Origin of the sequence: Actinoplanes sp. CA-252034 (assembly GCF_050956125.1) — a bacterium.
Taxonomy (GTDB): Bacteria; Actinomycetota; Actinomycetes; order Mycobacteriales; family Micromonosporaceae; genus Actinoplanes.
The window spans coordinates 10,768,434-10,793,583 of the sequence record NZ_CP191846.1 but is presented as its reverse complement, the minus strand read 5'-3'; the positions used below and the strand labels follow the sequence as shown (position 1 = coordinate 10,793,583).

Below are 25,150 nucleotides of genomic sequence, written 5' to 3'. Positions count from 1 at the left end.
ACTGAAAGCGGCGCTCCTCTCCACGAGAGGGGCGCCGCTTCGGCTTGGGGCACCTGTGTGTCTGATGAAGATCGGTGTGCCGCACGTGGCCGGTCACCTTCCGGGGCCACTGATGCGGCATGATGCCAAGACATGAGCGCCCTACCGCCCACAGATCGGCCTGACGTCTCCAGCGCGACTTCGGACGGCTTCGTGCGCGGACTCTCCCAAGCCATCGGCGGGCCGCTCGGCTCCCACGCCGTCCGGCCGGACGCCCAGCCCGGCCGGTTCTGGACCGCCCAGCGGATCGTGATGGCGCTGGCCTGCCTCGTCCTGGCGCTCTCCTGGGTGCAGAAATCACCCTGCATGGACGGCAACTGGCAGAAGAACGTCCAGTACACCCGGTACTGCTACACCGACGTGCTGGCCCTCTACTTCGCCGAAGGGCTCAACGAGGGCAAGGTTCCCTACCGGGACCACGCGGTCGAGTACCCGGTGGTCACCGGATACTTCATGGGCGCGCTGGGGCTGCCGGTGCATTCGTACGGGCAGACCCACCCCGACATCAACCAGGGCAGCTGGTTCTACAACATCAACGCCCTGGTGCTCTCGATCCTCGCGGTGATCAGCATCGGCATCATCCTGGCGCTGCGCCGTCGCCGGCCCTGGGATGCCGCGATCTTCGCGGTGTCACCGATCGTCCTCGTCACCGCCACGATCAACTGGGACTTCCTGGCGATCGTGCTCTTCGCCATCGGCCTGTATCTCTGGGTCAAGCGCTATCCGATGTGGGCCGGTGTCCTCTTCGGTCTCGGGGCGGCGGCGAAACTGTGGCCGGTGTTCATACTCGGGCCGATCCTGATCCTGGCATTACGCACCGGCCGGATCTGGGCGTTCGTCAGCTCGTTCCTGGCCGCCGGCGTCACCTGGCTCCTGGTGAACCTGCCGGTCATGATCCTGTGGCACGAGAGTTGGCTGCGGTTCTTCCGTCTCAACGACGAGCGGCCGATCGACTGGGGCACGTTCTGGTACATCGGGCGCTACATCGACAGCAAGTGGAACTCGGGGAACGCCGGAGACCAGGGCCCGTTCCAGTGGCTCAGCGACCACGTCCCCACGCTCAACCACCTGTCGTACGGTCTCTTCGGCCTCGCCTGTCTGGCGATCATGGTCCTCGGCCTGCTGGCGCCGCGCCGCCCTCGCCTGAGCCAGCTCGCCTTCCTCGTCGTGGCCGCGTTCCTGATCTTCAGCAAGGTCTGGTCCCAGCAGTACGTGTTGTGGCTGCTCCCGTTGGTGGTCCTCGCCCGCCCGAAGTGGGGCGCGATCATCGTGTGGACGATCGCCGAGATCGGCTACCTCGCCGCCTTCTACGCCGAGCTGATCGGCGCGGGCGGCACCGCGGTCATCCCCGAGGGGACGTTCGTGCTCGCCTCCACCTTCCGCCTGGTCACCGTGGCCGTGCTCTGCGGCCTCGTGGTGCGGGAGATCTGGCGGCCGGAGTTGGACGTCGTCCGGGAGACCTACGGCGGCGCCGACCCGGACGCCGGGCCCCTGGACGGACCGGAGCAGCCGTGGATCACGGGGTTGCGCCGATTCTTCGGCATGGGCCCCTCGGACGAGGCCCCAACCCCGTCTCCGGAGCCAGCCCTGGCCCTGGCCCCGTCTCCGGGTCCGGCCCCTGCCGATGGTCAGTCGAGGTAGAAGATGACGGCGCCGGGGACGTCCTCGCGCCGGATGTCCAGGTTGTCCACCGGCAGGTCCCCGGCGTCCTCCCACGACGTGCCGGCGACGTGGTCGCTCAGCAGCAGCACTCGCCGGACGCCGATCGAGTCCAGGTAATCGATGCTGGTGGCGTCCGGGAAGCCGGCGACCTTGGTACGCAACTCGTTCTGCGCCGCCGCGCCGAAGCCGCCACCACCGTTCGCGATGTCCTGGAACTTCGTGGTGCTCCAGAGCTGGACGGTCTGATCGGTGAGCTCGGCAGTCGGCAGGACGAGCATCGGGCCCGGCACGGTACGCATGGCAGCGGGCTGGGCCGGGACGATCGGGTGCGCGGTGGTGTTCCAGCCTTCCAAGGTCACCAGGACCAGTGGGATCAAGGTGGTCAGGCGCAGCCACGGCCCCGGCCACGGTGGGATCCGCTGGGCCGCCAGGTGCTCGGCCCGGCGCACGAAGTCGTCGACCGCGCCGGCGGCCAGGATCGCCAGCAGTAGCGTCACCCACAGCATCAGACGGCCCGGGATGCGCAGATCGAACGAGGCCGGGAAGTGGCCGAACAGCGGCAGATAGGTCCAGCGGCCGTCGAAGAACGTCGTGCCCAGCGTGAAGACGATCGCCACGGCCAGCCCGGCGACGAGCACCAACCGGTGCCGGAGCCGCCAGATCGACAGGAACAGGCCGGCCAGCGCCAGTGCATACAGGACGAATCCGGGGAGCAGCGACATCTCGGCAGCCCAGCCGAGCGTGGAACGGGGCGTCTCGTGCGCCGCGCCCCAGATGCGTGATTCGGCCGGGCCGATCAGCAGGCTCTGCACCGGTGGCGAGAAGAACCGGATCTCATCCAGGCGCGAACCGCTGTCGTCGAGCCGGATATATGGCACGGCGATCAGGATGGCGGTCGCCGCGAAGATCGTCGCGCCCAGAATGTTGACGTTGGTCAGCAGCACCCCGACGAGCGGGTTCCAGCGAGGTTTCCGCTGAACCCGGACCGGTCGGCGGAAGAACCGCAGCCAACTCTGCTTCCGGGGTGGGCTCTCCAGGACGTCCGTCCGGGGGAGCTCCACAGCCGGCTGGATCGCGGTGTCCTTTCCACCAGGCGCGGCCGGCTTGCCCTTCTCGCCGCGTGCCGCGGTGGGCACGCTCTTCGTCCCGGCCGCCTTCTCGTCCTTCTTGCCGGGTGCAGCACCGGAGGAGACCGCGACATCCGTCGTCCCGGCGGCGGCGGCCGGGGCAGCCGCGGCGTTCGTCGTGCCGGGCGCTGTGGTGGCGGTTGCGGCGTTCGTCGTGTCGGGCGTTGCGGTGGCGGGTGGGGCTGCGGCGTTCGTCGTGTCGGGCGTTGCGGTGGCGGGTGCGGCGTTCGTCGTGCCGGGTGCCGTCGCCTGTTGAACGGCCGTCTCGTCCTTCTTGCGAGGGCCTGCGGCGATGACCGCGGCAGGCTCTTGAGTTCGGCCGGGCGCAGGAGCCGCCAGCGCTGCCGTCTCGCCCTTCTTGGCGGTGGTCGGCGTGGCTGCCTTGTCCTTCCCACCAGGCGTGGACGTGTCGTTCTTCCCGCCGGGCGACGTGTCGTTCTTCCCGCCGGGCGACGTCTCGGTCTGCCCACCGGGCGGCGTCTCGTTCTTTCCGCCGGGCACGGGGACGGGCTGTGCGACTGCGACCTCGCTCGGGGCCGGCACGGGAGCGGTCAGCACGGCCACCTCACGGCGGTCCTTCTTTTCGCGCCGGTAGCGGAGGAAACCGCGGAGCGCGTGGAGCGAGGAGGCGATCATCAGGGCGATCAGGAGCAGGCCCAGCACGTACGCGAAAGGGACGCCCAGCGAGAAGCCGAGGGTGAGCTGCCAGATCGCCACGATCCAGCCGCCGATGGCCCACAGGGCGCTGCGGCGATCGGCGCGGAAACCGTGTCGCAGTGAATAGCCGTGACCGCGGGCAAGCATGGCCAGCGCCAGGGGGATGCCCCCGGCCGAGATGATGTCGAGGTGGCCCTCCTGCGCCAGCCGCCACGGTGCGTAGGAGAACGCGACCGCCGCGACCGCCGCGCCCGTACGCCGTGCGCCGAGCTGCCGCACCAGTGCGTAGGCGCCGATCACCAGCAGGGCGTGGGCCAGCACGAACAGCACGTTGTAGCGCAGCACGGCGGCGGCCGGCCCGGTGCCGATCATGCCGGCCAGCGCGTAGCCGACGAGGCTGTCGCCGAAGGCCAGGCCGTCCGCTGCCGGGAAGTAGGCGTTGGCCTGCCACAGACGCACCGGGTCGGTGACCAGGATGTGCCCGATCCAGGAGACCTGCCAGGCCTGACGGGACGGATCGCCGAGGTCCTGCGGGAGGGTGTGCATGGGGTAGCGCAGTGCCGGCCAGGTCATAGCCACGGCCAGCAGGCAGGCGGTGTAGAGGAGCAGGGCGTACTCGTGGATGAATGCGCGCAGCGTCGCCCGCAGGCCGCGGCGGAGGCGGCCCGGCTGCTGATCCTGTGTCCGGGCGAACACCGTCCACGGGTCCGGTGGCGCGCCGGGCGGACGGGCCGTCGGTAGAGCCTTTCGCGGCCTTGGCTCAGCCGCGGTCTTCAGCGGATCCGAACTATCCGACTTGTCAGACTTGATCCCGCCGTCTTTCGGTTCGGCTGGCTTGCCGTCCTTCGGTTCGGCCGGCTTGTCGTCCTTCGGTTCGGCCGGCCTGCCGTCCTTCGGCTCGACCGGCTTGTCGTCCTTTGTAGTCGTCCCCGGTCGGATCGAGGCGGAGCCCGCCGGGGCCCCGGCCGTCGCGGTGACCGGATCACCCGACGCGGCGCGCGCGGGGTCACCGGACGAGGCCTTCACGGACACCGCGTCCGCCGTAGCAGCGTCGACCGGCGGCGCCACCGGACTCTTCCTCCGGAAAAGCCCGAATCGACGGCGCGGAGCAGCCGGCGGCGAGTCGTGCGCCTCCGCCGCGGAGGCAGAACCGGACGCGGGCGCGGAAGCGGGCGCGATCGGTCGCGGCTGCTCGGTCATGACCCTCCCCGGGGGCGGTGCGTCAGTTGCCCGCCCGCTCCCGCAGTAGGGCGATGTCAGCGGCCTGTCCGTCGATCCCGCCCGGTGTCTCCACAATGGCCGGAGCACCGGAGGCGCGGATGGCGGCGACCACCAACTCGGTGTCGATCTTCCCATTACCGAGGTTGTCGTGACGGTCCTGGCCCGAGTCGAATCCGCCCTTTGAATCGTTGGCATGGATCAGGTCGATCCGCCCGGTGATCGCCTTGACCCGGTCGACGATGCCGGTCAGGTCCTCGCCGCCGGCGAACGCATGGCACGTGTCCAGGCAGAACCCGGCGCCGAACGAGCCGACCGCCTCCCACAGCCGGGCCAGCGAGTCGAACCGGCGGGCGCACGCGTTGTCGCCTCCCGCGGTGTTCTCGATCAGGATCGGCACCGGCAGGCCGCCGTCGTTCTCCGCATACTCGAAGGCCTTCCTCCAGTTGACGAAGCCGGCCTCGAGATCAGCGCCCGCGCCGACGTGGCCGCCGTGCACGATCAGGCCTTTCGCACCCAGCTCGGCGGCTGCTCGGGCATGGGCCATCAGAAGCTTGCGGCTGGGGATGCGGATGCGGTTGTTGGGCGACGCGACATTGATGATGTACGGCGCGTGCACATACACGTCGATCTCGGATGCCCGGATCTGCTCGGCGTCCTCGCGTGGTTTGGGCGAGTTGTATTTCTGTGGGTCGGTCAGGAAGAACTGCACGGCCTCGGCACCGCGGGCGGCGGCCTCGGCCAGCGGGTTGCCGGAATCGACGTGGGCTCCGATGCGCATGGGACGAGCCTACGACGCGGGTACGACGCTTTCCCCCCGCGTCACCGCGCTCCACAGCGAGTCGTTACCTCCATTGATCTTTGCTGACGGATGCCGGCGCGAGCCGGTGTTGAACTGGGGGATGGCGCATGTCACGGCAGTTCCGATACCGGATGGCGGCGCTGGGGCTGAGCGCGCTGCTCTTCGGTGCTCCGCTGCTCGCGAACGGGACGGCGAGCGCAGACCAGTTCCGGGCCGGCGACCGGCAGGTGAGTTTCGGCGGCATCGGCATCTTCGGGCTGTCGTGCGGGTCCCGGCCGAGCATCGAGACGATGACGGTGCCGGCCAGCAGCGTGGTGCGGGTGGTCAACCAGACCGGGCACGACGCGCAGCTGCGCCTCGCCGGCGCGCCGCGGGGTGTCGTCCCGGCCAACGGTGCCGCCGACGTGGTGTTCCGGCGGGGCACCACGGCGGTGCAGCTCACCCCGGAGTGCTCGTTCGGTGAGGACGTGCTGCCGATTCTGATCACCGCGGCGCCGTCGGCCTCGTCCCCGGTGCCGGGGCCGACCCCGGAGCCGGCGAACGGTGGCGACTCGACGCTGATGTCGAGGCCCGCGACCGGGTCCGGTGCGCCCTCGCGTACGTCCGGCGCGGTGTTGCCCGACTCGATCGCTCCGGTGGGCGAGCCCACCCGTACCTCTGCGAAGGACTCTCGGCGCGCAGCGCGCAAGGCCGCCGAACGGCGGGCCGCGACGGCTCGGCGGACCTCGGCCACCGCGGCGCAGGCGGCACCGCAGGGCATCAGTCCGAGGATCAAGAGCAGGACCATGCGGAGTACGGCCGGAATTGGCGCCCCCGCGTTCGCCGGTATGCCTCCGGGCGGCCGTGAGTCCGCGATGCCGCCCGTGCCGCCGCCGGACGTGGCCGTGTCGCCGACGGCCGGGGACGACGGCGTGGCCGTGCCACCGGCGACGACCGGGCCGGGCGGTCTGGACGCGGCTCAGCCGGTGGCCGCGGTCGGGCGGATCGAGGACGGGCATCCGTTGGGTCTGCTGGCGCTCACGGCGCTGGTCTGCATCCTCGGCGTGGCGACCGCCGCGATTCGGGCAATCGTGTCGCAACGTGCATCACGTACAAATCTGGCGTAAGCTGCTCTTTGAAAGCTCCGCGGGGCGTACGCGTCCAACCTCATCGGTGTGGTCGTTCCTCCCCAGGTCCCACCCAACGAATCGGGCCGGACGCCCCGCGGCTCTCCATCGGCGACCTCGTCCCACGGACGGGGTCGCCGTTTTTGGGTCCCACGCCCGACCTGGGTATGCTGGCTCGGTTCGCAGTGTGTCCGCCGTGGGCTCCATCGCCTACGGCGTCCTTCTGCGAGCGACACAAGACCTCCTGCCACGGAGAGACCGTGGCCGCATTAGCCCACAGGAGGTGAGAACGTCTTGCGTCATTACGAACTCATGGTGATCCTCGACCCTTCGCTCGAGGAGCGCACCGTTGCTCCGTCGCTCGACCAGTACCTGAACGTGATCAGGACCGCGGGTGGCTCGGTGGAGAAGCTCGACGTCTGGGGCCGTCGCCGGCTCTCGTTCGAGATCAACAAGAAGGCCGAGGGCATCTACGCGGTCGTCGACCTGCAGGCGACGCCCGAGGCCGTGGCCGAGCTGGACCGTCAGCTCCGCCTCAACGAGTCCATCCTGCGCACCAAGGTCATCCGTCCCGAGACCCGCTGAGCCGTTTTGTCAGGGGGTCCTGAGACCCTCTTGCATGAACGACACGAGCGGCGAGGAGAAGTTTCATGGCTGGAGAAACCGTAATCACGGTCGTCGGCAACCTGGTCAACGACCCTGAGATGCGTTACACCAACTCGGGCGCGGGTGTCGCCTCGTTCCGGATCGCCTCGACGCCGCGGACGCTGGACCGGCAGAGCGGCGAGTGGAAAGACGGCGAGGCGCTCTTCCTCACGTGCAACATCTGGCGTGAGGCGGCCGAGCACGTCGTCCAGTCGCTGCAGCGCGGCGCCCGGGTGATCGTGCAGGGCCGGCTGCGGCAGCGGTCCTACGAGACCAAAGAGGGCGAGAAGCGCTCCTCCTACGAGCTCGAGGTGGACGAGATCGGTCCGTCCCTGCGCTACGCCACGGCGACGGTGCAGAAAGCGGTCCGGTCCGGCGGTGGCGGTGGCTTCGGCAACTCCGGAGGCGGCTTCGGCTCCGGTGGTGGCGGCGGCGGTGGCAACCGGCAGTTCAGCGGTGGCAACAACAACAGCGGTGGTGGCGGTCGTGGCAACAGCAACGACTTCGACGACCCCTGGGCCACGGCTGCGCCGGCGTCCGGCGGCGGCAACCGTTCCGGCGGTGGCGGCAACTCCTCGTTCGACGACGAGCCTCCCTTCTGAGCCCTCAGGGCTCTTCAGATCACCAACAGGAGTTTGAGCAATGGCTAAGGCTGCGGCGCTTCGCAAGCCGAAGAAGAAGGTGAACCCGCTCGACAAGGACGGGATCACCTACATCGACTACAAGGACACCGCGCTCCTGCGGAAGTTCATCTCCGACCGCGGCAAGATCCGTGCCCGCCGCGTCACCGGTGTGACCTCCCAGCAGCAGCGGCAGATCGCCCGTGCCGTCAAGAACGCCCGTGAGATGGCGCTCCTGCCGTACACGGCCACGGCTCGCTGAGAGGGGGCACCGAGATGAAGATCATCCTTACGCAGGAGGTTTCCGGCCTCGGCACCCCCGGCGACATCGTCGAGGTGAAGAACGGCTACGGGCGCAACTACCTGCTTCCGCAGGGGTTCGCGATCCAGTGGACCAAGGGCGCCGAGAAGCAGGTCGTCGTGATCAAGCGGGCCCGCGAGGCTCGTGAGATCCGTGACCTGGGCCAGGCCAACGAGGTCAAGGGCCAGCTGGCCGGCCTCAAGGTCACGCTGAAGGCGCGCTCCGGCAACGGTGGCCGTCTGTTCGGCTCGATCACCCCGGCCGAGATCGTCGACGCGGTCAAGGCCGCCGGTGGTCCCGCCCTGGACCGTCGTCGCCTCGAGCTCCCCGGTCACATCAAGACCACCGGGGCGTACAACGTGCAGGTCAAGCTGCACCCCGAGGTGACCGCGACGTTCCCGGTGAACGTGGTGGCCGCCAAGTAGTCGTCGTACTACGCCGAGACGGCGCGCCGGGCCTTCGCCTGGCGCGCCGTTTTCGGTTCGGTGAGGCCCCGCATACTCGGGCTGTTACCGGCCGGGTGGTTCAGCTCAGGCTGTTGCCGGTGATGGCGGAGCTCAGGACGGTGGCCAGACCGCCGCCGACCACGGCCGCGGCCAGGCCCACGCTCGCCGACTTCCAGGCCGTCGTGGCGATCCGTAAGCCGTAGGCCACCAGCATGCTCAGCACCAGCGCGATGCCGAACCCGGGGGCGGCGCCGGCCAGCGTGTTCAGGGCGTTCCCGCTCTGGCCGCTGTTGACCACGAAGATGCCGACCACGAACAGAACGACGGGAACGCCGTACCACGCCACGGTGTAACCGACCGCGGCCAGCGGGCTTCCCGTGTCCTCCTGCTCCTCTTCCTCGTCATCCGGGTCGAGCAGATCGTTCTGCCTGTTCAGCAGGAAGTCGCCGCCCATCGGGCGACGCTCGTAGGAGCCCGTCCCCTGGAAGGCACCGGCGCCCCGCCGAGGCGGCCAGGAGGTGTCCTCCTCCAAGGCCACACCACCGGAAGTGGCCATGCCGCCGGAACGTGCCCCCTCGACGGCACCCGCCGCACCTGGCGCAGCGATCACCGACGTGGAGCTCAGGGCCAGATTCGACGATCCGTCGACCGAGGCCGAACCGCTTGGCCGAAAGGGAGGAAAGTCCGACGTGCTGTAACGGTGGGACTCGCCCTCGGTCAGCTCATTCTGGCGTGACAACTCTCGGCGCCAGTCGGTCTCACCGTCCTGCCCGGCGCCTCGATAATCTGCCCCGCGCCGGCCGGCGCGTTCGGCGGCGAGCCAGTCCGCCAGGGGCGGACGGTCGCCGAAGCCACCACCAGAGGGCGGCGGAGGATCGTCACGGTCGCCGCGGCCACGCCGGGACGAGGTGTCGGTCAGTGGGTCCGGCCAGCGCGCGGACAGATCGCCGGAGACCGGGGCGTTGCCGTACGCCGGTTTCTGCTGCCCGGTCCACGCCGGCCCGGAGGTCGGCGCCGAACCGCCCGCGGGCAGCGCGCGAGCCGACCCGAAACCGGGACGGCGCTGCTGCTCGGGCGGCACGTCGTAGGAGGACGGCTGCGCCGGGATCCCCTGGCCGCCATACGCCGGTCCGCGCTGTGGCTGCCGGCGCTCCTGGTCGAGCCAGGACGTCTCGGTTCCGGCGCCGCCGCCGTAGGCCGGTCGTTGCGGAGCCGGCCGCTGCTGACGCTCCTCATCCAGCCATGACTGGCCGCCCGCGGGACTCTGCGGGGCCGGCCGCTGCTGCGGTTCCTGGTCGAGCCAGGAGGGCCCACTGGCCGGCGCGGCCGGCAGCGCGCGAGCACCGTACGCCGGCTGTTGCTGCGGCGCGGACGGACCGGCCGGAAGCTCACGCTGACCGCCACCATATGCGGGCCGCTGGGGTTGAATCGACGGCCCGGGCGGAAGCTCTCGTGCGGCGCTGCCGAAACCACTGCGCGGCGTCTCCGGGCGCGACTGACCGTAACCGCCACCGCCTGGAAGATCACGCTGGTCGCCGCCGTATCCCGGCTCCTGCCAGCGGGGCGACTCTGCGGGCGGCTCGTCGCGGTAGGCGCGGCGGCGCGGCTCCGGCTCGCTCGGCTCCGACCACTGCGGCGGCGTCGGGCCGTACCGGCCGTCCTCACGCGGGTAGCCGGCGCCGGGTCGGCCGTCTTCACGCGGGTAGCCGGCGCCGGGTCGGCCGTCCTCACGCGGATAGCCCGCGCCGGGGTTTCCGGAACCGGGATAGCCGGGACCGGGGTAGTCGGAACCGGGGTAGTCGGAACCCGGGTGGTCGGAACCGGGATAGCCCGGCCCCGAACGGCCGGCGTCGCCGTAGCCCTCCGGGGCGACGCCGGGTCGACGAGACTGCCGGGACTCGGGCGCGGCCTGCCACGCCGGCGGGCTCGGTGGCTCCTCAGCGGGCCGGGAAGGCTCGGCGGCACGGCGGCGGCCACCGGAGTAGCCATCGCCCCTGAACTGCTCCTCAGCGCGCCCACGACGCCCGGAACGGCCCTCGTCTATCGGCGCGCCACCGGCCGACCAGCCACCACCGGTCGTGTCGGCCGCCGGGATGGAGCTGCTCGGCAACGGCCCGCCGGGCACGCCGCCGGTCGGCTCGTCGCGTCGGGGCCTGCGGGCCGGCGGCTCCGACTCGTCCCTCATCGACTCGCGACGGGCCGCCTCGGCGCGCCACGCCAGGACCCGCGGATCGTCCTCGGCCCGGCTCCACTGACCGGTGTCCGGGTCGCGGGTCCAGTTGCTGGTGTCCTCGTCCGCGTCCCACGAGGCGGTGTCCTCACGCCAGTTCGTCGGATTGGAGTTGTACCGCCGACGGTTCGCGCCGCCGCCACGACGGGCGTCCGGCTGCGGGCGGGCCGGCTCGGGGCGGGCCGGCTCCGGGCGGGCCTCCTCGGACTGTCTCCGCCGGTCGCGCCGGGACGGCGCCTCGGAGCGTGCGCCCCATGCGGGCTCGTCCTGATCCTGAACGGTCGGGATGCTGCCGGTGTCGGTGTGATCGGCCCAGTTGTCCGCGCTCGACCCGCTCGACCAGCCACTTCCGCCGGACGGCGCCGGATCGGCCTCCGCGGCACGCCGACGACCGACACGGGTGGGCCGGTCACCGTAGGCAGCGTCACGACGCCAGGCCGCCCGGTCGTCCTCACGGACCAGGTGACGGGCGTCATCGGCGGCGGAACGCTGCCAGCCGGGTGCGTCGGTGCGCTCCCAGCGGGTCATGCCGGTGGTGTTCTCCCCGGGGCCGGGACGGCCCGGATCGCTCCGGGGCGCGCTGGAGGAGGCCGCGGTGGACCAGGTGCCGGTGTCGGCGGCCCGGCGCCGCGAAGGGGTCTGTGGCTGCTGCCAGGAGGGCGTCTGCGGTGTCGGTGCGGACGGCTGCTGCCACGAGGGCGTCTGCTGCGGCTGCTGCCAGGAGGGCGTCGAGTCGGCCGGGGCCGGTGCGGAGGGCTGCTGCCAGGTCGGCATCTGCGTCGACGGCTGGCGCCATGACGGGGTCTGCTCGACCGGCGTGGTCGCGGCCGGCAGATCGGGACGGCGCTGCCACGACGACGACGTCTCCGGGTCGCTCCGGCGCCAGGACGGCGTCTCGGCGGCCGGCTGCCGCCACGACGGGGTGCTGCCGGACTGCTCGACCGCCGGGGACTGCCGCCATGACGGGGTGCTGCCGGACTGCTCGACCGCCGGGGACTGGCGCCACGACGGGGTCTCCCGGTCGGAGCCGGTCTCCCACGCGGTGCCGGGAATCGACGGTTTCTCCCGCTCGGCGGCCTCGTCCTCGGCACGCCAGGCCTCGGTGGTGGACCGCCAGACGTGCGAGCCGGTGGACGAGCGCCACTCGGTGGTCTGCCGCCAGCGGGCGCCGGTGGCCCGCCACTCGGCGGTCTCGGTGCGCCAGCCGACACCGTCGGCCGGGAAGGTCGGGCGGCCGGTGGGGGTGACCTCGGAGGACCATCGGTTCACCGGCTCGATGGCCTGGCCACCGCCGCCATACGGCTCGACCTCGGACTGCTGGGCCCAGTCGTCGGCGCGGCGCTGCCAGGCCAGCGCCTCGTCGCTCGGCGCCATGCTGCCGGTGTCGGTCAGGGAGGCCCAGCGCGACTCCGGTTCGTCGGCCTCCGGCTCCCGGGTGGGCCAAGCACCCGCAGCGCGCCGAGGGCGCGACATGCGGGTCCCGTAGTCCCACTCCCGTTGGTCCACCTGGAAAGGGTGACGTGCCCGAAGCCGAACCGCAACGCCTCAGCGCGACTGCTTGCTCACCCGACTAGCTATTTTCGCAGATCCTGACTTGTTTCTGCCCTCCACAGGTGTGGATGACGAATCCCCTGCTCGGGTTCGCTGCCCTCAAAGTTGTCCACACGGTGTGCACAGGGCTACCCACAGAGTCACCGGAGATGTCCACAGGTTGTCCCAAGACTCGTCCACCACAGCAGTTGGGCAGGTGGCGGCCGGGTTCGTACAGTGGTCCAGCCTTACGAGGGGACTTCGACCTTCGGCGAACCACTGAATCCCGTACGGGATCAGTCGAAGGGTTTGTACCGAGGCGGTTCGATCGCGAGGCGGCCATGGCCGAGTGGAGGGGGAGACCGGTGTCGATCACCGACGACGCGAGGCCCGAGTCGAGGCCGCCGTCCCAGGCCGGTGGGGGCTCCGGTGGTGGCAACTCCAGCGGGGGCGGCGGGGGCAACAAGGGCGGCGGCAACAAGGGCGGGGGCGGTGGATTCGACGGCGGCTCCTACGACAAGGCGCCACCACAGGACGTGGCGGCCGAGCAGGGCGTGCTCGGCGGCATGCTGCTGTCCAAGGACGCGATCGCCGACGTCGTCGAGATCCTCAAGGTCACCGACTTCTATCGGCCCGTCCACGCCACCATCTTCGACGTCGTCCTCGACCTCTACGGCCGGGGCGAGCCGGCCGACGCCCTGACCGTCGCCGCCTCCCTCGCCGACCGCGGCGACCTGCAGCGGATCGGCGGTGTGCCCTACCTGCACACCCTGATCGAGAGCGTGCCCACCGCGGCCAACGCGTCCTATTACGCCCGGATCGTCTCCGAGCGCGCCATCCTGCGCCGACTGGTCGAGGCGGGCACCAAGATCGTGCAGCTCGGCTACGGCACGGGCGGCAACGGCGGCCGTGACGTCGACGACATCGTCGACCTGGCCCAGCAGGCCATCTACGACGTCACCGAGAAGCGGGTCAGCGAGGACTTCGCGGCCCTCGGGGACATGCTGCAGCCCACCCTCGACGAGATCGAGGCGGTCGGTGCGTCCGGCGGTGTGATGACCGGCATTCCGACCGGCTTCCAAGACCTGGATCGCCTGCTCAACGGCCTGCACGCCGGGCAGCTGATCATCGTGGCCGGCCGCCCCGGTCTCGGTAAGTCGACGGCGAGCATGGACTTCGCCCGTAACGCGGCGATTCAGTACGGTCACGCCGCCGCCATCTTCTCGCTCGAAATGAGCAAGATCGAGATGGTGATGCGTCTCCTCTCCGCCGAGGCGCGTGTCCCATTGCACACTTTGCGGTCGGGCCAGCTCTCCGACGACGACTGGACCAAGCTGGCCCGGCGGATGGGCGAGATCAGTCAGGCGCCGATCTTCGTCGACGACACGCCCAACATGAACCTGATGGAGATCCGGGCCAAGGCGCGCCGCCTCAAACAACGGCACAACCTCCGCCTACTGGTGATCGACTATCTCCAGCTGATGTCCTCGCCGAAAAAGACGGAGAGTCGTCAGCAGGAGGTCTCCGAGCTCTCCCGTGGCCTCAAACTGCTGGCCAAGGAGATCGAGTGTCCCGTCATCGGTGTCAGCCAGCTGAACCGTGGTCCCGAGCAGCGGACCGACAAGCGCCCCCAGCTGTCCGACCTGCGTGAGTCCGGCTCGATCGAGCAGGACGCGGACGTGGTGATCCTGCTGCACCGCGACGACTACTACGACAAGGAGTCGCCACGCGCCGGCGAGGCCGACTTCATCGTCGCCAAACACCGAAACGGCCCGACCGACACGATCACGGTGGCCGCGCAGCTGCACCTGTCTCGGTTCGTCGACATGGCGATCTGAAAGCCTTATCTCGTACGCTCGGAGGCGTTTCTCAACCGCATCGAGGCCCGTTCCGGACCTACCCCGCGACGCTTGTGCAATGGGCGGCCCCAAGGCGGCTCACGCGCCATCGATTCATGCCGCATTCGTTCGCAAGGTCAGCTCGCGCGAATGAGTCGTGGACATTTCCGAAATGGCCGCCGTGGGGAGGACGCACGACGGTCGTTCTTGCCGGGGCGCGGTATCGCGGGTGGGAACCGCGGCCCGGCGCGGGAGCGTGGACCGGTGGCTCTGGGGTGAAGGCCGGTGGTCCTGGTATGCGGGTGTCACCAGTGAGGATCGGACTGAACAGATGTGTTGAACTCGGTCACCCCTGAGGGCGGTGCCGGCGCCGGTGGGAGGCGATCAGGCGTCGTCGGTGGGGCGGTGATGGGCGACCAGTTGCTCGAGCTGGCGTGATTTGCCGGCCGAGGCGTGCTGAACGGTTTCCACGATGACGCGGGCGAGCGTGTCGACCGGCCATTCGCGGCAGGCGTCCTGGTTGAGACGCAGGTCGACGAGGCGGCCGTCCGCGTCCACAGTGGCCCGGACGTCTCCGGTCTCGGACTCGGCGCTGACCTGCATGGTGGCAACGCTGCGCTGAAGCTCGTCCACTCCGGAGCGGAGTTCCTCATATCGGCCGTAGATGTCTTCCAGATCAGTGCGCAAGTTGGGGTCGGCCGCACGATCGTCAGTTTCAGTCACGGTTCTTCCTCCGTTCGCCGCGACAGGGGGGGCGGACGTGAGAATACCCAAGATCGGCGACGTTGCGTATTCCGGTAACTTCGTAACGCACACGAAAAGAGAGACTTATCGAAATAGCTCACTTTTAAGTGACGATACGACTCCGTCTTGTAGCTACTCAGAGTGAGCAACGACACTGCCGCGATTTGGCCGGGCTGATGGCGCGCGCGAATTCCCACAGGTGGACACGGCACTGTGGAGCGGCGGTCCGTACGTGGGCATGACTCTGCGTACCCGAGCCCTCGATCGCAGCCGCAGAAAATTATCGGCCCGGGTCCTCGCCGGCCAGGCGGAAACCGTCCTGGAGCGGGCCGCCGGTGCGGTTCAGGACGGCAAGCACCGCGGCCACGAGCGGTTCGCGGTCGGTGGTCACGACCCGCTGGGCATCCACGAGCAGGCCCGGCAGGTCGGGGTCGACCTCCGCCAGCCGTCGGGGTAGCCACTTACCGCGCGCTGACCAGTGGTTCTCGGCCAGCAGCAGCAGGTCCGCAGCGGCGAGCACGAGGGTCGCCGCCAGGAAGGCGATCTCCACCGGGTCGGAGCAGCCGCGCAGGTCGTCGAGCAGGTCGGTGACCATGTACCGCTGGAACGCCACCTGGTCAGCGGTCGGCGCGGCCGGGCCGGCGGTCAGAAGCGCCGCAGCCTCCGCGCGGTAGGTCTCGGCCGAACCGTCGGTGCCGACCAACGTCACGCCTTCGGCGACCATGCGCAGCAGCGGGGTACGCCGGCTCGAGACGTTCTGCCGCCAGTAATGCCGCAGCGACGTCGGCGTGTAGACGAACCACTCGACGAGCTGACCGTCGTGGCGCAGGGTCTCCCGAAACGACGCCGGCTGCCCGTCCAGCACGACGACGATGTCCAGATCGGACCATGCTGTTCGGCGGTCGGTAGGGGCGCTTCCGCCGAGGAATGCGGCGTGCGCGTGCGGAAACCGCTCCGTCACGAGCCGGCCGGCCAGGGCCACAGGATCATCCACCACACACCACAACGTGCCATACCGCCAGCAACTCGCTTCACGCTGGCAGCTCACAAACCGGCCAAACCCGACATGCCGGATTACTGAAGAAGCGCGGCCACCGATGCAACCCAGATCAGCATGCGGCAAATCGTTCAGGAAGCGAACTCGGCTCAGCGTCGGCCAGACCAATCGGACGCGTCGGAAGCGATGCGGCCCGGTTGCGGCCACCGATGCGGCACGGGGTTTACCGGTGCGGTGCAGCGCAGCTGAGATTCGCCGGCCCGGGGCTGAGGCTGCCGGAATGCGGTTGGGCGGTTGGGCCGGCGTGGTGCGGGTGCGGGTTCGCCAGGAGCACGAGGCGGCCGCCGGCAGTCCGAACGGTTCTGGCGCCCGCCACGTAGGGCCCGCAAAAGCCGCCGGTGAGGAGGCAGCCGATCTGCCGACGCCCGCGGGGTTTGCGGGCGGCGGGAGATCGACTGCCTCCTCACCGGTTACAAGGCTTCTTGCCGCGGAGCGAAGCGCAGCCGGCTAACTCAGTCGAAGAGGTCGTGCAGGAAGCCGCGACGGCGGTAGTGGCCATGGTGGCCCTGACCGCGGCGGTAGTGGCCGTGGTGGCCGTATGCCGGAACGGGCGGCGGGTAGGCGTGCGGCGCCGGGGCTCCGTAGGGCGGAGGGGGTGGCGGCGGGGCCGCGTAGCCGGGCTGGTGCATCGGATGCGTGGGAGCGTGGGGTGCGGGCGGCGGAGGAACCTGGCCGCCGGACGGGGGGCGGTTGTAGCTGGCCTCGGCAGCGAACAGCTTCTCCAGCTCGCCACGGTCGAGGAAGATGCCGCGGCACTCGCTGCACTGGTCGATCGTGACGCCGCTGCGCTCGTAGACCCGCATCTCGCCGTGGCACTTGGGACACGTCATATGCATTTCAATGACGGTACAAGGCCGTGTCATTCCGTGGGGCCGAAGAACCTGTGTCCTTGCTGAGTGCCTGCGCGAAGAGCAGCAGGGCGGCCGGGTAGAGCAGGTAACCGAAACGTGTCGTCGGCATCAACAGGATCGCGGTCAGGAGTCCGTATCCGCAGAAGAGGGCGGCGGAGCGGGCGGTTCGCGGGGGGCGGCGCAGCAGCAGGAGGCCGATCACGGCGGCGGCGGAGATCAGCAGGCCGGCGGCTATGTAGCGGCCTCCGGGCAGCGCCTGGGAGATCAGGTAGCCGGGGAACGGGGACTGGGCGGGGCTGGTGACCAGGCCGTGACCGAGGGGGAAGCGCAGGACGTTCTCGATCAGGGCGTCGGCGTCGACCAGCAGCGGCGGCACCAGGGCCAGCAGGGGCAGGCCGACGGCGCCGGGGATCAGACGGCGCCACGATCCGGTGACCACCGCGTACACGATCAGGACGGCCACCACCGGCAGGGCGAGGAGTTTGCAGGCTGCGGCGGCACCCACGGCCAGGCCGGACCAACCCGGGCGGCCGGTTGCGGCCAGGGCCAGAGCCAGCAGGCACAGCGCCAGGACGGGGATGTCGTCGCCACCGGTGGCCAGGGTCAGCGCGGTCACCGGCAGGACGGTGGCGGCCTGGATGGCCCTGACCACGGCGGGCGACACGGCGGAGCGGGGGGCGGCGGGGGCCTCGGTTTGGGATACGAGGGCGGTCGTGCGGGGCAGCTTGAAGAGGGGGCGCGTGGACCGTACCGCTGAAGGGCCGGGAAGGGACCGCAGCAGGGTGACCGCCGCGGCCAGGGTGACGAGGGTGGTGATCGCGAACCAGATCCGGGCATCGGTGAGCCAGAGGTCGCCCACAAGGGCGCGCGGGATGCCGAAGGCGGACATTCCCGGTTGATAAGGGCGATAGCCCAGAAGGCGCTCGTCGAGCGGGATCGAGGCGATCTCGGTACGGCTGAGGTAGGGCGTGCCGGTGTGCAGCAGCGACTCGCCCATGTGCTCCACGACGAGCACCTCCTCCTGGGCCCGGTCGGTACGCCCACCGGCCCGCTGCACCGACTGGATCACCAGCGGCAGCAGCGCCACCGCACCCCAGGCAGCCCAGGCGAGCAGGTCACGACGCTGCACCAGGTAGACCAGGAGCGCAGCCGTCAGATAGCCCCACGCCGCCACCGCACCCCACGCGCGATGCGGTAGCAGTGTCGAGGTCAGTGCGGTGACCAGCGCGAAGACCGCGGAGAGGGCGTAGAGGGCCAGGTCCAGCTTCTTGGTCACGCGGGCAAGTTTGGCAGACGGCGCGCGGGCAGGCGCACCACCGAACCCTCGTCGTGCAGGGCGGCCGCGAGGACGCCGGGCCGGCCGCCGGAGCCGCGTTGCAGCATGCCGGCGAAGCGTGCCGCCGAGTAGGGCCGTGCGAACAGGTGCCCCTGACCGGCCACGCAGCCGAGAGCCCAGAGCGCACGGCGTTGCGGCTCGCTCTCCACACCCTCGGCGACAACCGTGAGATGCAGGTTGCGGGCCAGGTCGACGGTGGTGCGGACGACCGCGGCGGCCTCGGCGGACGTCTCCACCCCGGCCACGAACTCGCGGTCGATCTTGAGTTGGTGCACCGGGATCCGGGACAGCACCGACAGTGACGAGACGCCGGTGCCGAAGTCGTCGATGGCCAGCCGGACGCCGGCATTGCGCAGCTCGGCGAGGGTGCGCTCGACCACGTCCAGTTGACTGACGGTGAGGGTCTCGGTGAGTTCCAGGACGAGCCGGTCGGCGGGGGTGTCGTGGCGGGCCAGCCGGGCCAGGACCGCGCCGGGAAAGGTGGGGTCGAGCAGGCTGCGCGGCGACACGTTCACCGCGATGGGCAGGTCGAATCCGGCGTCGCGCCAGGACTGCCGGGCGATCAGTGACTGCTCGAGGACGGCGTCGGCGAACGCGGGCAGCTGGCCGGACCGCTCGACCGTCTCCAGGAACCGGACCGGACTGAGATTGCCCTGGTCGGGGTGATGCCAGCGGGCCAGCGCCTCGGCCGCCAGGACTTCGCCGGTGCCCAGATCGACGATCGGCTGGAAGTCGACGGTGAACTCGTGCTCGGCGACCGCCCGCCGCAGCTCGCCGGTGAGCATCAGCCGCTCGAGGTCGGCGGTGTCTCGGGCGTGCGCGTAGACGACGATCGGCTCACCGGCACGTTTTGCCTGGTACATGGCGATGTCGGCGCGGCGCATCAGCTCCTCGACGCTGCCCGTGCCGGCCGCGAGCGCGATGCCGCCGGCCGCCTCGACGGTCAGCCGCATGCCCTCGACCTCGATGGTCGCGTCGAGGGTGGCGAGCATGCCGGTCGCCCGGTGGCCGGCCAGCGCGGGGGTCGGCAGGCCGGTCAGCAGGACCGCGAACTCGTCACCGCCGAGCCGCGCGACCAGGTCACCGGGGTCGGCCGCGTCGTGCAGCCGGGTCGCCACCTCGCGCAGCACCTCGTCACCGGCGGCGTGCCCGAGGGTGTCGTTGACCTCTTTGAAGTGGTTCAGGTCGATCAGTAGGAGGGCGAACAGGCCCTGGCCGGTGGAGCGGAACACCTGCTCGGCCTGCTCGTACAGCCGGCGGCGGTTGGCCAGGCCGGTCAGTGGGTCGTGGGTGGCGGCGTGCGCGTTCTCGGCGGCTATGCGAGCGAGCTCGGCGTACGCCTGCGCGTTGCGGATGGCGGTGCACACCGCCGACGCGAACGTCCGCAGTTTGTACTGCTCGACTTCGGTGAGCCGCACCGTCCCGCCGAACCGCAGGCGCAGCACACCGACCCGGACGCTGCCGTCGTGGGCGATCAGGTCGACGGTGGTCTCGTCGGCCGGGCCGCTGCCGGCGGGTGGCCGGGGACCGTCGGCGAGGACCTGGGCGGCGGTGGCCCGGACCGTGCGGGCGGGCATGTCGATGGCGGCCTCGGCCGCGGAGAAGATCTGCGCCGCCCGAGTGGTGGCCGAGTGCAGGACCTGGGTGAGGTCCACGGCGTTGAGCTCGTCGGTCGCCTTGGCGAGGCGCTGCCAGGACTCACGTTCCTCGCGGGTGCGGACGCTGCGGGACTGCCACAGGTGCATGCACAGCACAACGAGCGGGACGACCAGCAGAAGCCAGGCATTCGCCCCGGTGGCGAGGACACCGACGACGAGCAGGGCGGCGGCGAGCTCGCCGAGATAACAGATGACCTTGCTGGTCCAGTGGTGGAAGGCGACCTTCCACACATCGGTGCCGGTCGCCAGGGACAGCACCGGGGCGAAGATGACGTGGTCGACGACGACGAAGGTGATCAGCGCGAGCACGATGGGCAGGGCCGGCAGGTCGGGGCGGTCAGGTCCGGTCGGACCCCGCAGAGGAGGAAGACGGCGGCCGCGGCGCCCGAGGTCAGCGCCTCCTTGGCCACGGCGAAGGTGGATTTCTGCAGGCCGCGCCAGTCGAGGAGGCGGATCAGGGCCATCGCGGTGACGGCGCAGAGGATGACCCACGGCGCGGGGAAGAGCACGAGCCCGATCAGGACGGGGATCTCGCCCCAGGTGGTGCTGTCCCCGCTGGACTGGACCCGCACGTAGACCCGGACGCGGTTGGCGATCACCAGCGAGCCGCAGAGGACGGCCAGGGCCAGGGGGTGGGGCGGAGTGCCGGGCAGGATCGCGGCGTAGACGGCGGATCCGGCGGTGGCGCAGAGCCCGGAAACGACGACGAGACCGACGAGCAGCCGGAGCCGCTGATCGGTCACGTTGTCGTCGCTTCGGTCGCGAGTCATGGGGTCCTTGTCGTAGCCGAGCGCGATGGTCTCGTCGCTCAAGGCACAACGTAATTCATATCCGTCTGTCCGCGCATCTGCCGGTTTCAGAGCCACTCTTGGTTGCGGGTCATGGCCGTTTCCTCCTTTTTGTCCGTGCCGTCCTGACAGGACAGAAGTTAGGCCGATCACGTGCCGGTTTCCAGTGGATCGTGTCGCTATGCGCAGAATGCGACAATAGCGTGACAGTTCGTTACTGACAGTTTCGGAATGGAAACTCAATGCGATGTGAATCGCTAGGCCCGACCATCGTGAATTCCATTTTCCATAGCCGCCGCAGCATTGCTGAGCAGTGTGGACGGCATGTGAAGCAAATACGGCACCGATGAGAACTAAGCTCCCGGTATGCCCCAGGAAAGCCACCTCACCCACGTCGACGAGACCGGTGCGGCGCGCATGGTCGACGTGTCCGCCAAGGCGGTGAGCGACCGTCGTGCCATCGCCGCCGGCCGGGTCCGTACCACCGCCGACGTCGTCGACCTGCTGCGCCGCGACGGCCTGCCCAAGGGTGACGCTCTCGCCGTTGCCCGGCTGGCCGGGATCATGGGTGCGAAACGGACGCCGGATCTGATCCCGCTCTGCCACCCGATCGGTCTGCACGGCGTCAAGGTGGAGCTCGAGGTCACCGTCGACACCGTCGAGATCACCGCGATCACCAAGACCGCCGACCGGACGGGCGTCGAGATGGAGGCTCTCACCGCCGTCGCCACGGCCGGCCTCGCGATGATCGACATGATCAAGGCGGTCGACCCCGCGGCCAGCCTGGAAGCCGTCCGGGTGCTGCGTAAGGAGGGCGGCAAGACCGGAGATTGGGTACGCCCGGAGGACCGCCCGTGACCATCCGAGCCAGAGTCGTCGTCGCGTCCAACCGGGCGGCGGCCGGGGTCTACGCCGACACCAGCGGGCCCCGCCTCGTCGCCGGGCTCCGCGAGCTGGGCTGCGATGTGGACGAGACACCGGTTGTCGTACCCGACGGGGAGCCCGTCGCCGAAGCCCTCCGCGCCGCCGTCGCCGACGGTGTCGACGTCATCCTGACCAGCGGCGGAACCGGGGTGACCCCGACCGATCGCACCCCCGAGGCGACCCGCGGCCTGCTCGACTTCGAGATCCCGGGCATCGCCGAGGCGATCCGCGCCCACAGCCGTGACCGGGTGCCGGCGGCGGCTCTGTCCCGCGGGCTTGCCGGAGTCGCGGGGCGCACCCTGATCGTCAACCTGCCCGGCTCGACCGGCGGCGCCAAGGACGGGCTGGCCGTGCTCGGGCCCCTGCTCGCCCACACGGTGGACCAGATTCGCGGCGGCGACCACTGAGCGCGGCCGGGTTGGCGGGGCGCTAGGCTTTCCAGGTGACCGAGTCGACCGCTGTGGACTGGGAACTGGCGCGCACGCTCGCCTATCGGGCGGGCCGGGACGCGGCTGGTGGCGCGGAGGAGATTCCGCTGACCGCCGCCGACGGCCGGACCCTCGCCGAGCCGTTGCGTGCCCTCACCGACCTGCCCGCCTTCCCGACGTCGAGCATCGACGGATGGGCGGTGCGGGGCGCGGGCCCGTGGCGACCGGTCGGGCGTGTCCTCGCCGGCGGCACACCGGCGCCGCTCACCGCGGACGGTGACTGTGTCGAGATCGCCACCGGCGCCATGGTGCCGGACAACGCGACCGCCCTGATCCGCATCGAGGACTCGGTGACCGGCGCGGACGGCCGCGTCTCCGGCGAGCCGCGCACCATCCCCGACTGGCGGCTCCCCGGCGAGGAGGCACACCGCGGCGAGGAGCTCTTCCCGGCCGGCGCCGCGATTGACCCGGCCGTCGTCGGCGTTGCGGCCACCTGTGGTTACGAGACTCTTTCAGTACGATCGACGCCCCGCGCGGCCCTGCTGGTCTTCGGCGACGAGCTGCTCACCGCCGGCCCGCCCGGTGGGGGCCGGGTCCGCGACTCCCTGGGCCCGCAGGTGCCCGGCTGGCTACGGCGTTACGGCGCGACCGTCGAGTCGGTGCAGGGCCCGGTCAAGGACACCCTGGCCGCCCACGTCGACGCGATCCGCAGCGCCCTCGACGTCGCCGATCTGGTCTGCACCACCGGCGGCACCATGCACGGACCGGTCGACCACCTGCATCCGGCGCTGGCCGAGCTCGGCGCGGAGTACATCGTGAACACCGTCGCCGTGCGGCCCGGCTTCCCGATGCTGCTGGCTCGTGTGCCGGGGCCGGACGGGCGGTTCCGCTTCCTGGCCGGTCTGCCCGGCAACCCCCAGTCTGCGGTGATCGCGCTGGTCACGCTGGTGGCCCCGCTGCTAGCCGGACTTCAGGGCCGCGAGTTGCCCGTGCTGCCGTCGATCACCGCGGGCACGGAGGTGGCGGGCCGTGGCGGGTTCACCCATCTGGCGCTCGCCACTCTCGACGCGTCCGGGCGTACCGCCACTCCGGCCGGGCATGTGGGGTCGGCCATGCTTCGCGGTCTCGCCAACTCGCACGGGTTCGTCGTGGTTCGTCCGGGCGCCCGGGCCGCCGCCGGTGACACGGTTCCCTTCCTGCCCCTTCCGCTGACCCCCGGGGAGCGCCCGTGACCACTCCTGCAGACACCTCCACCCCCGGTCTGGTGGCATTGGCCGCGGTCGTGGACGAGACGCTCGACCTGGCTGCGCACGAGGCGGCCGTCGCCGACCCGCGGGCCGGTGCGGTCGTCTCCTTCCAGGGCGTCGTCCGTGATCACGACCACGGTCGCGGCGTCACCCTTCTGGAATACGAAGGGCATCCGACGGCCGCCGCGATCCTGCGCGAGGTGGCCGAGGAGATCGCCGCCGACCCGGCCGTCTACGCGGTCGCCGTGTCCCACCGGATCGGCACCCTGGAGATCGGTGACGTGGCCCTGGTCGCCTCGGTCAGCACGGCTCACCGTGCGGCGGCGTTCGCCGCGTGCGGCCGCCTGGTCGACGAGGCCAAGGCGCGGCTGCCGATCTGGAAGCGTCAGGTCTTCCGCGACGGCACCGAGGAATGGGTCAACTGCCCCTGATCGGGCAGGTCCTCCCGTCCGGCCGGGGGTCAGCCGCCTCGCGGTAACGGGATGGCTGCTCGGCGGTGCGCGACCGGGTGGGCCGCCGGCCGGGCCGGTGAGCCCTGCCGCCACGGGAGGGTGTTGACCAGCACGATCAGGGCCAGGGCGGGGACGTTCCAGCGGAGCGACCACTCGGGCGCGGTGACCAGGAGCAGATATCCGACGGCGGCCGCGGTCAGGTGGCCGGTTCCGGTGCGCCGGGCCGGCCTGCCGGCGAAGCGGATCCAGCGCGACGGGCGCGACGGGCGCGACGGGCGGAGGCTCCGGCGGCGGCGCAGACCGGCGTCGGCCAGGATCAGGATGGCCGGGAGCAGCCACAGGCTCTCGGCGGCGGTGGTCACCGGGCCCGCGACGGCCACGGTCAGGCCGACCAGGGTGAAGGCGGCCACCTCGTCGCCCTCGGTGTGCGCGGAACGGGCCCGGATCAGGCCGACGGCCACGATCAGGATGCCGAACGCGAACCACACCAGGACCGGCGGGGCGGGGAAGCCGTACAGCCGGGCCATCAGTCCGGCCAGAGCCTGATTGTCGATGTCGCTGACCGGGGCGGGACGGGCCAGTTCCCACATCGTCGTCCCGTACCACATGAGGGTCTCGGCGGGCGCCACGACGAGCACGCCGACGGTGACCGCCGCCGCGGTGGCGAGGGCGGTGAGAGCGGCCCGGCGTTGCCGGGTGACCAGTAGATACACCACGAAGAGCAGGGCTGTCGCGCTGAACGTCACGGCCAGACCCGTGCCGGCGCCGGCCCACGCTCCGTTCGCCCGGATTCGCCTCCACCCGCCGCCGGACGTGTCGACCTCGCGACGGGAGCGCTTCGACGACTCCGACGGATCACCCGGACATCCGCGGAGCGCATGGACCAGCCGGGAGCCGCGCGGGCGGCCGCCGGACGAACGGCGCGAACGCAGGAGAGCGGCCAGCGAACGGTCGCGGACCCGCGCGGCCCGGCGCAGGCCGACCAGATCGGCGGCGAGGAGGGCGAGGATGAGCAGCTCCGGGCGGCCGAGGCCGATCCCGGCGCGAACCGGCTCGGCGAGGAGCGCCAGGCCGGCCGTGGCCAGCACGAACGGGCCGCGACGATAGCCGTGCCGGCGCGCCACCGGGCCGGCGATGATCACGGTGCTGAGCAACAGGGCGGCCAGACCGGCGAGGGCCAGCAGCGTGCCTGCTGCCGGCAACGGCAACAGGGTGAGGGGCACCGCGATCAGCGCCAGTGCGGGCGGCAGGGCGGCGCCCGACTCGTTCTTCGGGGAGCGGTACGCGTAGAGCCCGTCCCCGGCCAGCCATCCCTTGATCGCCTCGTGTTCGACGGCGAGGGTGCTCAGTTCGTACCGATGCAGGTAGAAAGTGATGATCGCGGCCGTGACGAGCACGCCGACGGCGACCGTTGCGACCCGCATGCGCGCAGCGCGAAGCGTGA

The 25,150-nt window shown here is 70.8% G+C and carries 19 protein-coding genes and 1 pseudogene; 11 read left to right on the top strand and 9 right to left on the bottom strand.

All coding sequences use genetic code 11. From position 1 onward, the window contains the following. Window positions 1-132: 132 nt before the first annotated feature. Window positions 133-1,680, top strand: coding sequence for a glycosyltransferase family 87 protein (locus ACQPZW_RS48925; RefSeq protein WP_433792785.1), 1,548 nt, complete (start codon window positions 133-135; stop codon window positions 1,678-1,680). Here ACQPZW_RS48925 and ACQPZW_RS48920 read toward each other — a convergent pair. Next, window positions 1,668-4,685 (bottom strand): hypothetical protein, encoded by a 3,018-nt coding sequence (locus ACQPZW_RS48920; RefSeq protein ID WP_433792784.1) that lies wholly within the window; start codon window positions 4,683-4,685, stop codon window positions 1,668-1,670. The genes ACQPZW_RS48925 and ACQPZW_RS48920 overlap by 13 nt on opposite strands. 22 nt (window positions 4,686-4,707) lie before the next feature. Further along, window positions 4,708-5,484: a deoxyribonuclease IV gene (locus ACQPZW_RS48915; protein WP_433792783.1), complete on the bottom strand. Its 777-nt coding sequence runs from the start codon at window positions 5,482-5,484 to the stop codon at window positions 4,708-4,710. A gap of 128 nt (window positions 5,485-5,612) precedes the next feature. Between ACQPZW_RS48915 and ACQPZW_RS48910 the strand changes: the two genes are divergently transcribed. The 5 genes from ACQPZW_RS48910 to rplI all read left to right on the top strand — a co-directional run bounded on the left by ACQPZW_RS48910 (window position 5,613) and on the right by rplI (window position 8,602). Next, on the top strand, window positions 5,613-6,611 hold the full coding sequence (locus tag ACQPZW_RS48910; protein ID WP_433792782.1) for a hypothetical protein: 999 nt from the start codon (window positions 5,613-5,615) through the stop codon (window positions 6,609-6,611). Window positions 6,612-6,905: 294 nt separating this feature from the next. After that, window positions 6,906-7,196, top strand: coding sequence for a 30S ribosomal protein S6 (gene rpsF, locus ACQPZW_RS48905; RefSeq protein WP_014448192.1), 291 nt, complete (start codon window positions 6,906-6,908; stop codon window positions 7,194-7,196). Between the two features lie 65 nt (window positions 7,197-7,261). Then, window positions 7,262-7,858, top strand: a complete 597-nt coding sequence (locus ACQPZW_RS48900) for a single-stranded DNA-binding protein (RefSeq protein ID WP_433792781.1) — start codon at window positions 7,262-7,264, stop codon at window positions 7,856-7,858. A gap of 40 nt (window positions 7,859-7,898) precedes the next feature. Beyond that, window positions 7,899-8,138, top strand: coding sequence for a 30S ribosomal protein S18 (gene rpsR, locus ACQPZW_RS48895; protein ID WP_007073789.1), 240 nt, complete (start codon window positions 7,899-7,901; stop codon window positions 8,136-8,138). 14 nt (window positions 8,139-8,152) lie between these two features. Continuing rightward, complete coding sequence (gene rplI / locus ACQPZW_RS48890; protein WP_109601537.1) at window positions 8,153-8,602, top strand: 50S ribosomal protein L9; 450 nt, start codon at window positions 8,153-8,155, stop codon at window positions 8,600-8,602. Window positions 8,603-8,702: 100 nt separating this feature from the next. Here the strand turns inward: rplI and ACQPZW_RS48885 are convergent, their stop codons facing one another. Further along, window positions 8,703-12,359, bottom strand: coding sequence for a hypothetical protein (locus ACQPZW_RS48885; RefSeq protein WP_433792780.1), 3,657 nt, complete (start codon window positions 12,357-12,359; stop codon window positions 8,703-8,705). Window positions 12,360-12,748: 389 nt separating this feature from the next. Between ACQPZW_RS48885 and dnaB the strand changes: the two genes are divergently transcribed. Beyond that, entirely contained in the window at window positions 12,749-14,221 is a 1,473-nt protein-coding gene (gene dnaB / locus ACQPZW_RS48880) for a replicative DNA helicase (protein WP_433792779.1), read from the top strand. Window positions 14,222-14,605: 384 nt separating this feature from the next. Here dnaB and ACQPZW_RS48875 read toward each other — a convergent pair whose 3' ends face one another. The 5 genes and pseudogenes from ACQPZW_RS48875 to ACQPZW_RS48855 all read right to left on the bottom strand — a co-directional run bounded on the left by ACQPZW_RS48875 (window position 14,606) and on the right by ACQPZW_RS48855 (window position 20,637). Beyond that, the gene (locus ACQPZW_RS48875; protein ID WP_433792778.1) at window positions 14,606-14,944 is read right to left on the bottom strand and encodes a YbaB/EbfC family nucleoid-associated protein; all 339 of its coding nucleotides are present in this window, start codon (window positions 14,942-14,944) and stop codon (window positions 14,606-14,608) included. 301 nt (window positions 14,945-15,245) lie between these two features. Then, entirely contained in the window at window positions 15,246-15,959 is a 714-nt protein-coding gene (locus tag ACQPZW_RS48870) for a nucleotidyltransferase domain-containing protein (RefSeq protein ID WP_433792777.1), read from the bottom strand. 515 nt (window positions 15,960-16,474) lie between these two features. Continuing rightward, window positions 16,475-16,858, bottom strand: a complete 384-nt coding sequence (locus ACQPZW_RS48865) for a zf-TFIIB domain-containing protein (RefSeq protein ID WP_433792776.1) — start codon at window positions 16,856-16,858, stop codon at window positions 16,475-16,477. Window position 16,859: 1 nt separating this feature from the next. Beyond that, window positions 16,860-18,149, bottom strand: a complete 1,290-nt coding sequence (locus ACQPZW_RS48860) for a glycosyltransferase 87 family protein (RefSeq protein WP_433792775.1) — start codon at window positions 18,147-18,149, stop codon at window positions 16,860-16,862. Continuing rightward, a pseudogene (locus ACQPZW_RS48855) lies at window positions 18,146-20,637 on the bottom strand (putative bifunctional diguanylate cyclase/phosphodiesterase). The gene ACQPZW_RS48860 and the pseudogene ACQPZW_RS48855 overlap by 4 nt, the downstream one beginning before the upstream one ends. Window positions 20,638-21,072: 435 nt before the next feature. Between ACQPZW_RS48855 and moaC the strand changes: the two are divergent. Genes moaC through ACQPZW_RS48835 form a run of 4 tightly spaced genes read left to right on the top strand, consistent with a single transcriptional unit; the run spans window position 21,073 to window position 23,685 of the window. After that, on the top strand, window positions 21,073-21,513 hold the full coding sequence (moaC, locus tag ACQPZW_RS48850; RefSeq protein WP_433797875.1) for a cyclic pyranopterin monophosphate synthase MoaC: 441 nt from the start codon (window positions 21,073-21,075) through the stop codon (window positions 21,511-21,513). Continuing rightward, complete coding sequence (locus ACQPZW_RS48845; protein WP_433792774.1) at window positions 21,486-21,986, top strand: MogA/MoaB family molybdenum cofactor biosynthesis protein; 501 nt, start codon at window positions 21,486-21,488, stop codon at window positions 21,984-21,986. The genes moaC and ACQPZW_RS48845 overlap by 28 nt, the downstream gene beginning before the upstream one ends. Window positions 21,987-22,021: 35 nt before the next feature. After that, window positions 22,022-23,239 carry a molybdopterin molybdotransferase MoeA gene (locus ACQPZW_RS48840; RefSeq protein WP_433792773.1) on the top strand — a complete coding sequence of 406 codons (1,218 nt, stop codon included), beginning with the start codon at window positions 22,022-22,024 and terminating at the stop codon, window positions 23,237-23,239. Between the two features lie 29 nt (window positions 23,240-23,268). Beyond that, window positions 23,269-23,685: a molybdenum cofactor biosynthesis protein MoaE gene (locus ACQPZW_RS48835; protein ID WP_433797874.1), complete on the top strand. Its 417-nt coding sequence runs from the start codon at window positions 23,269-23,271 to the stop codon at window positions 23,683-23,685. A gap of 29 nt (window positions 23,686-23,714) precedes the next feature. On the opposite strand, the gene ACQPZW_RS48830 is transcribed toward ACQPZW_RS48835, so the two are convergent. After that, window positions 23,715-25,130, bottom strand: a complete 1,416-nt coding sequence (locus ACQPZW_RS48830) for a glycosyltransferase family 87 protein (protein ID WP_433792772.1) — start codon at window positions 25,128-25,130, stop codon at window positions 23,715-23,717. Window positions 25,131-25,150: the final 20 nt, after the last annotated feature.

Excerpts from the sequence above, each read along its gene's own strand:
- ACQPZW_RS48915 (WP_433792783.1), bottom strand. The coding sequence starts at position 5,484 with ATGCGCATCGGAGCCCACGTCGATTCCGGCAACCCGCTGGCCGAGGCC.
- ACQPZW_RS48920 (WP_433792784.1), bottom strand. The coding sequence starts at position 4,685 with ATGACCGAGCAGCCGCGACCGATCGCGCCCGCTTCCGCGCCCGCGTCC.
- rpsR (WP_007073789.1), top strand. The coding sequence starts at position 7,899 with ATGGCTAAGGCTGCGGCGCTTCGCAAGCCGAAGAAGAAGGTGAACCCG.
- ACQPZW_RS48830 (WP_433792772.1), bottom strand. The coding sequence starts at position 25,130 with ATGCGGGTCGCAACGGTCGCCGTCGGCGTGCTCGTCACGGCCGCGATC.
- rplI (WP_109601537.1), top strand. The coding sequence starts at position 8,153 with ATGAAGATCATCCTTACGCAGGAGGTTTCCGGCCTCGGCACCCCCGGC.
- ACQPZW_RS48910 (WP_433792782.1), top strand. The coding sequence starts at position 5,613 with ATGTCACGGCAGTTCCGATACCGGATGGCGGCGCTGGGGCTGAGCGCG.
- ACQPZW_RS48865 (WP_433792776.1), bottom strand. The coding sequence starts at position 16,858 with ATGCATATGACGTGTCCCAAGTGCCACGGCGAGATGCGGGTCTACGAG.
- ACQPZW_RS48900 (WP_433792781.1), top strand. The coding sequence starts at position 7,262 with ATGGCTGGAGAAACCGTAATCACGGTCGTCGGCAACCTGGTCAACGAC.
- moaC (WP_433797875.1), top strand. The coding sequence starts at position 21,073 with ATGGTCGACGTGTCCGCCAAGGCGGTGAGCGACCGTCGTGCCATCGCC.
- ACQPZW_RS48925 (WP_433792785.1), top strand. The coding sequence starts at position 133 with ATGAGCGCCCTACCGCCCACAGATCGGCCTGACGTCTCCAGCGCGACT.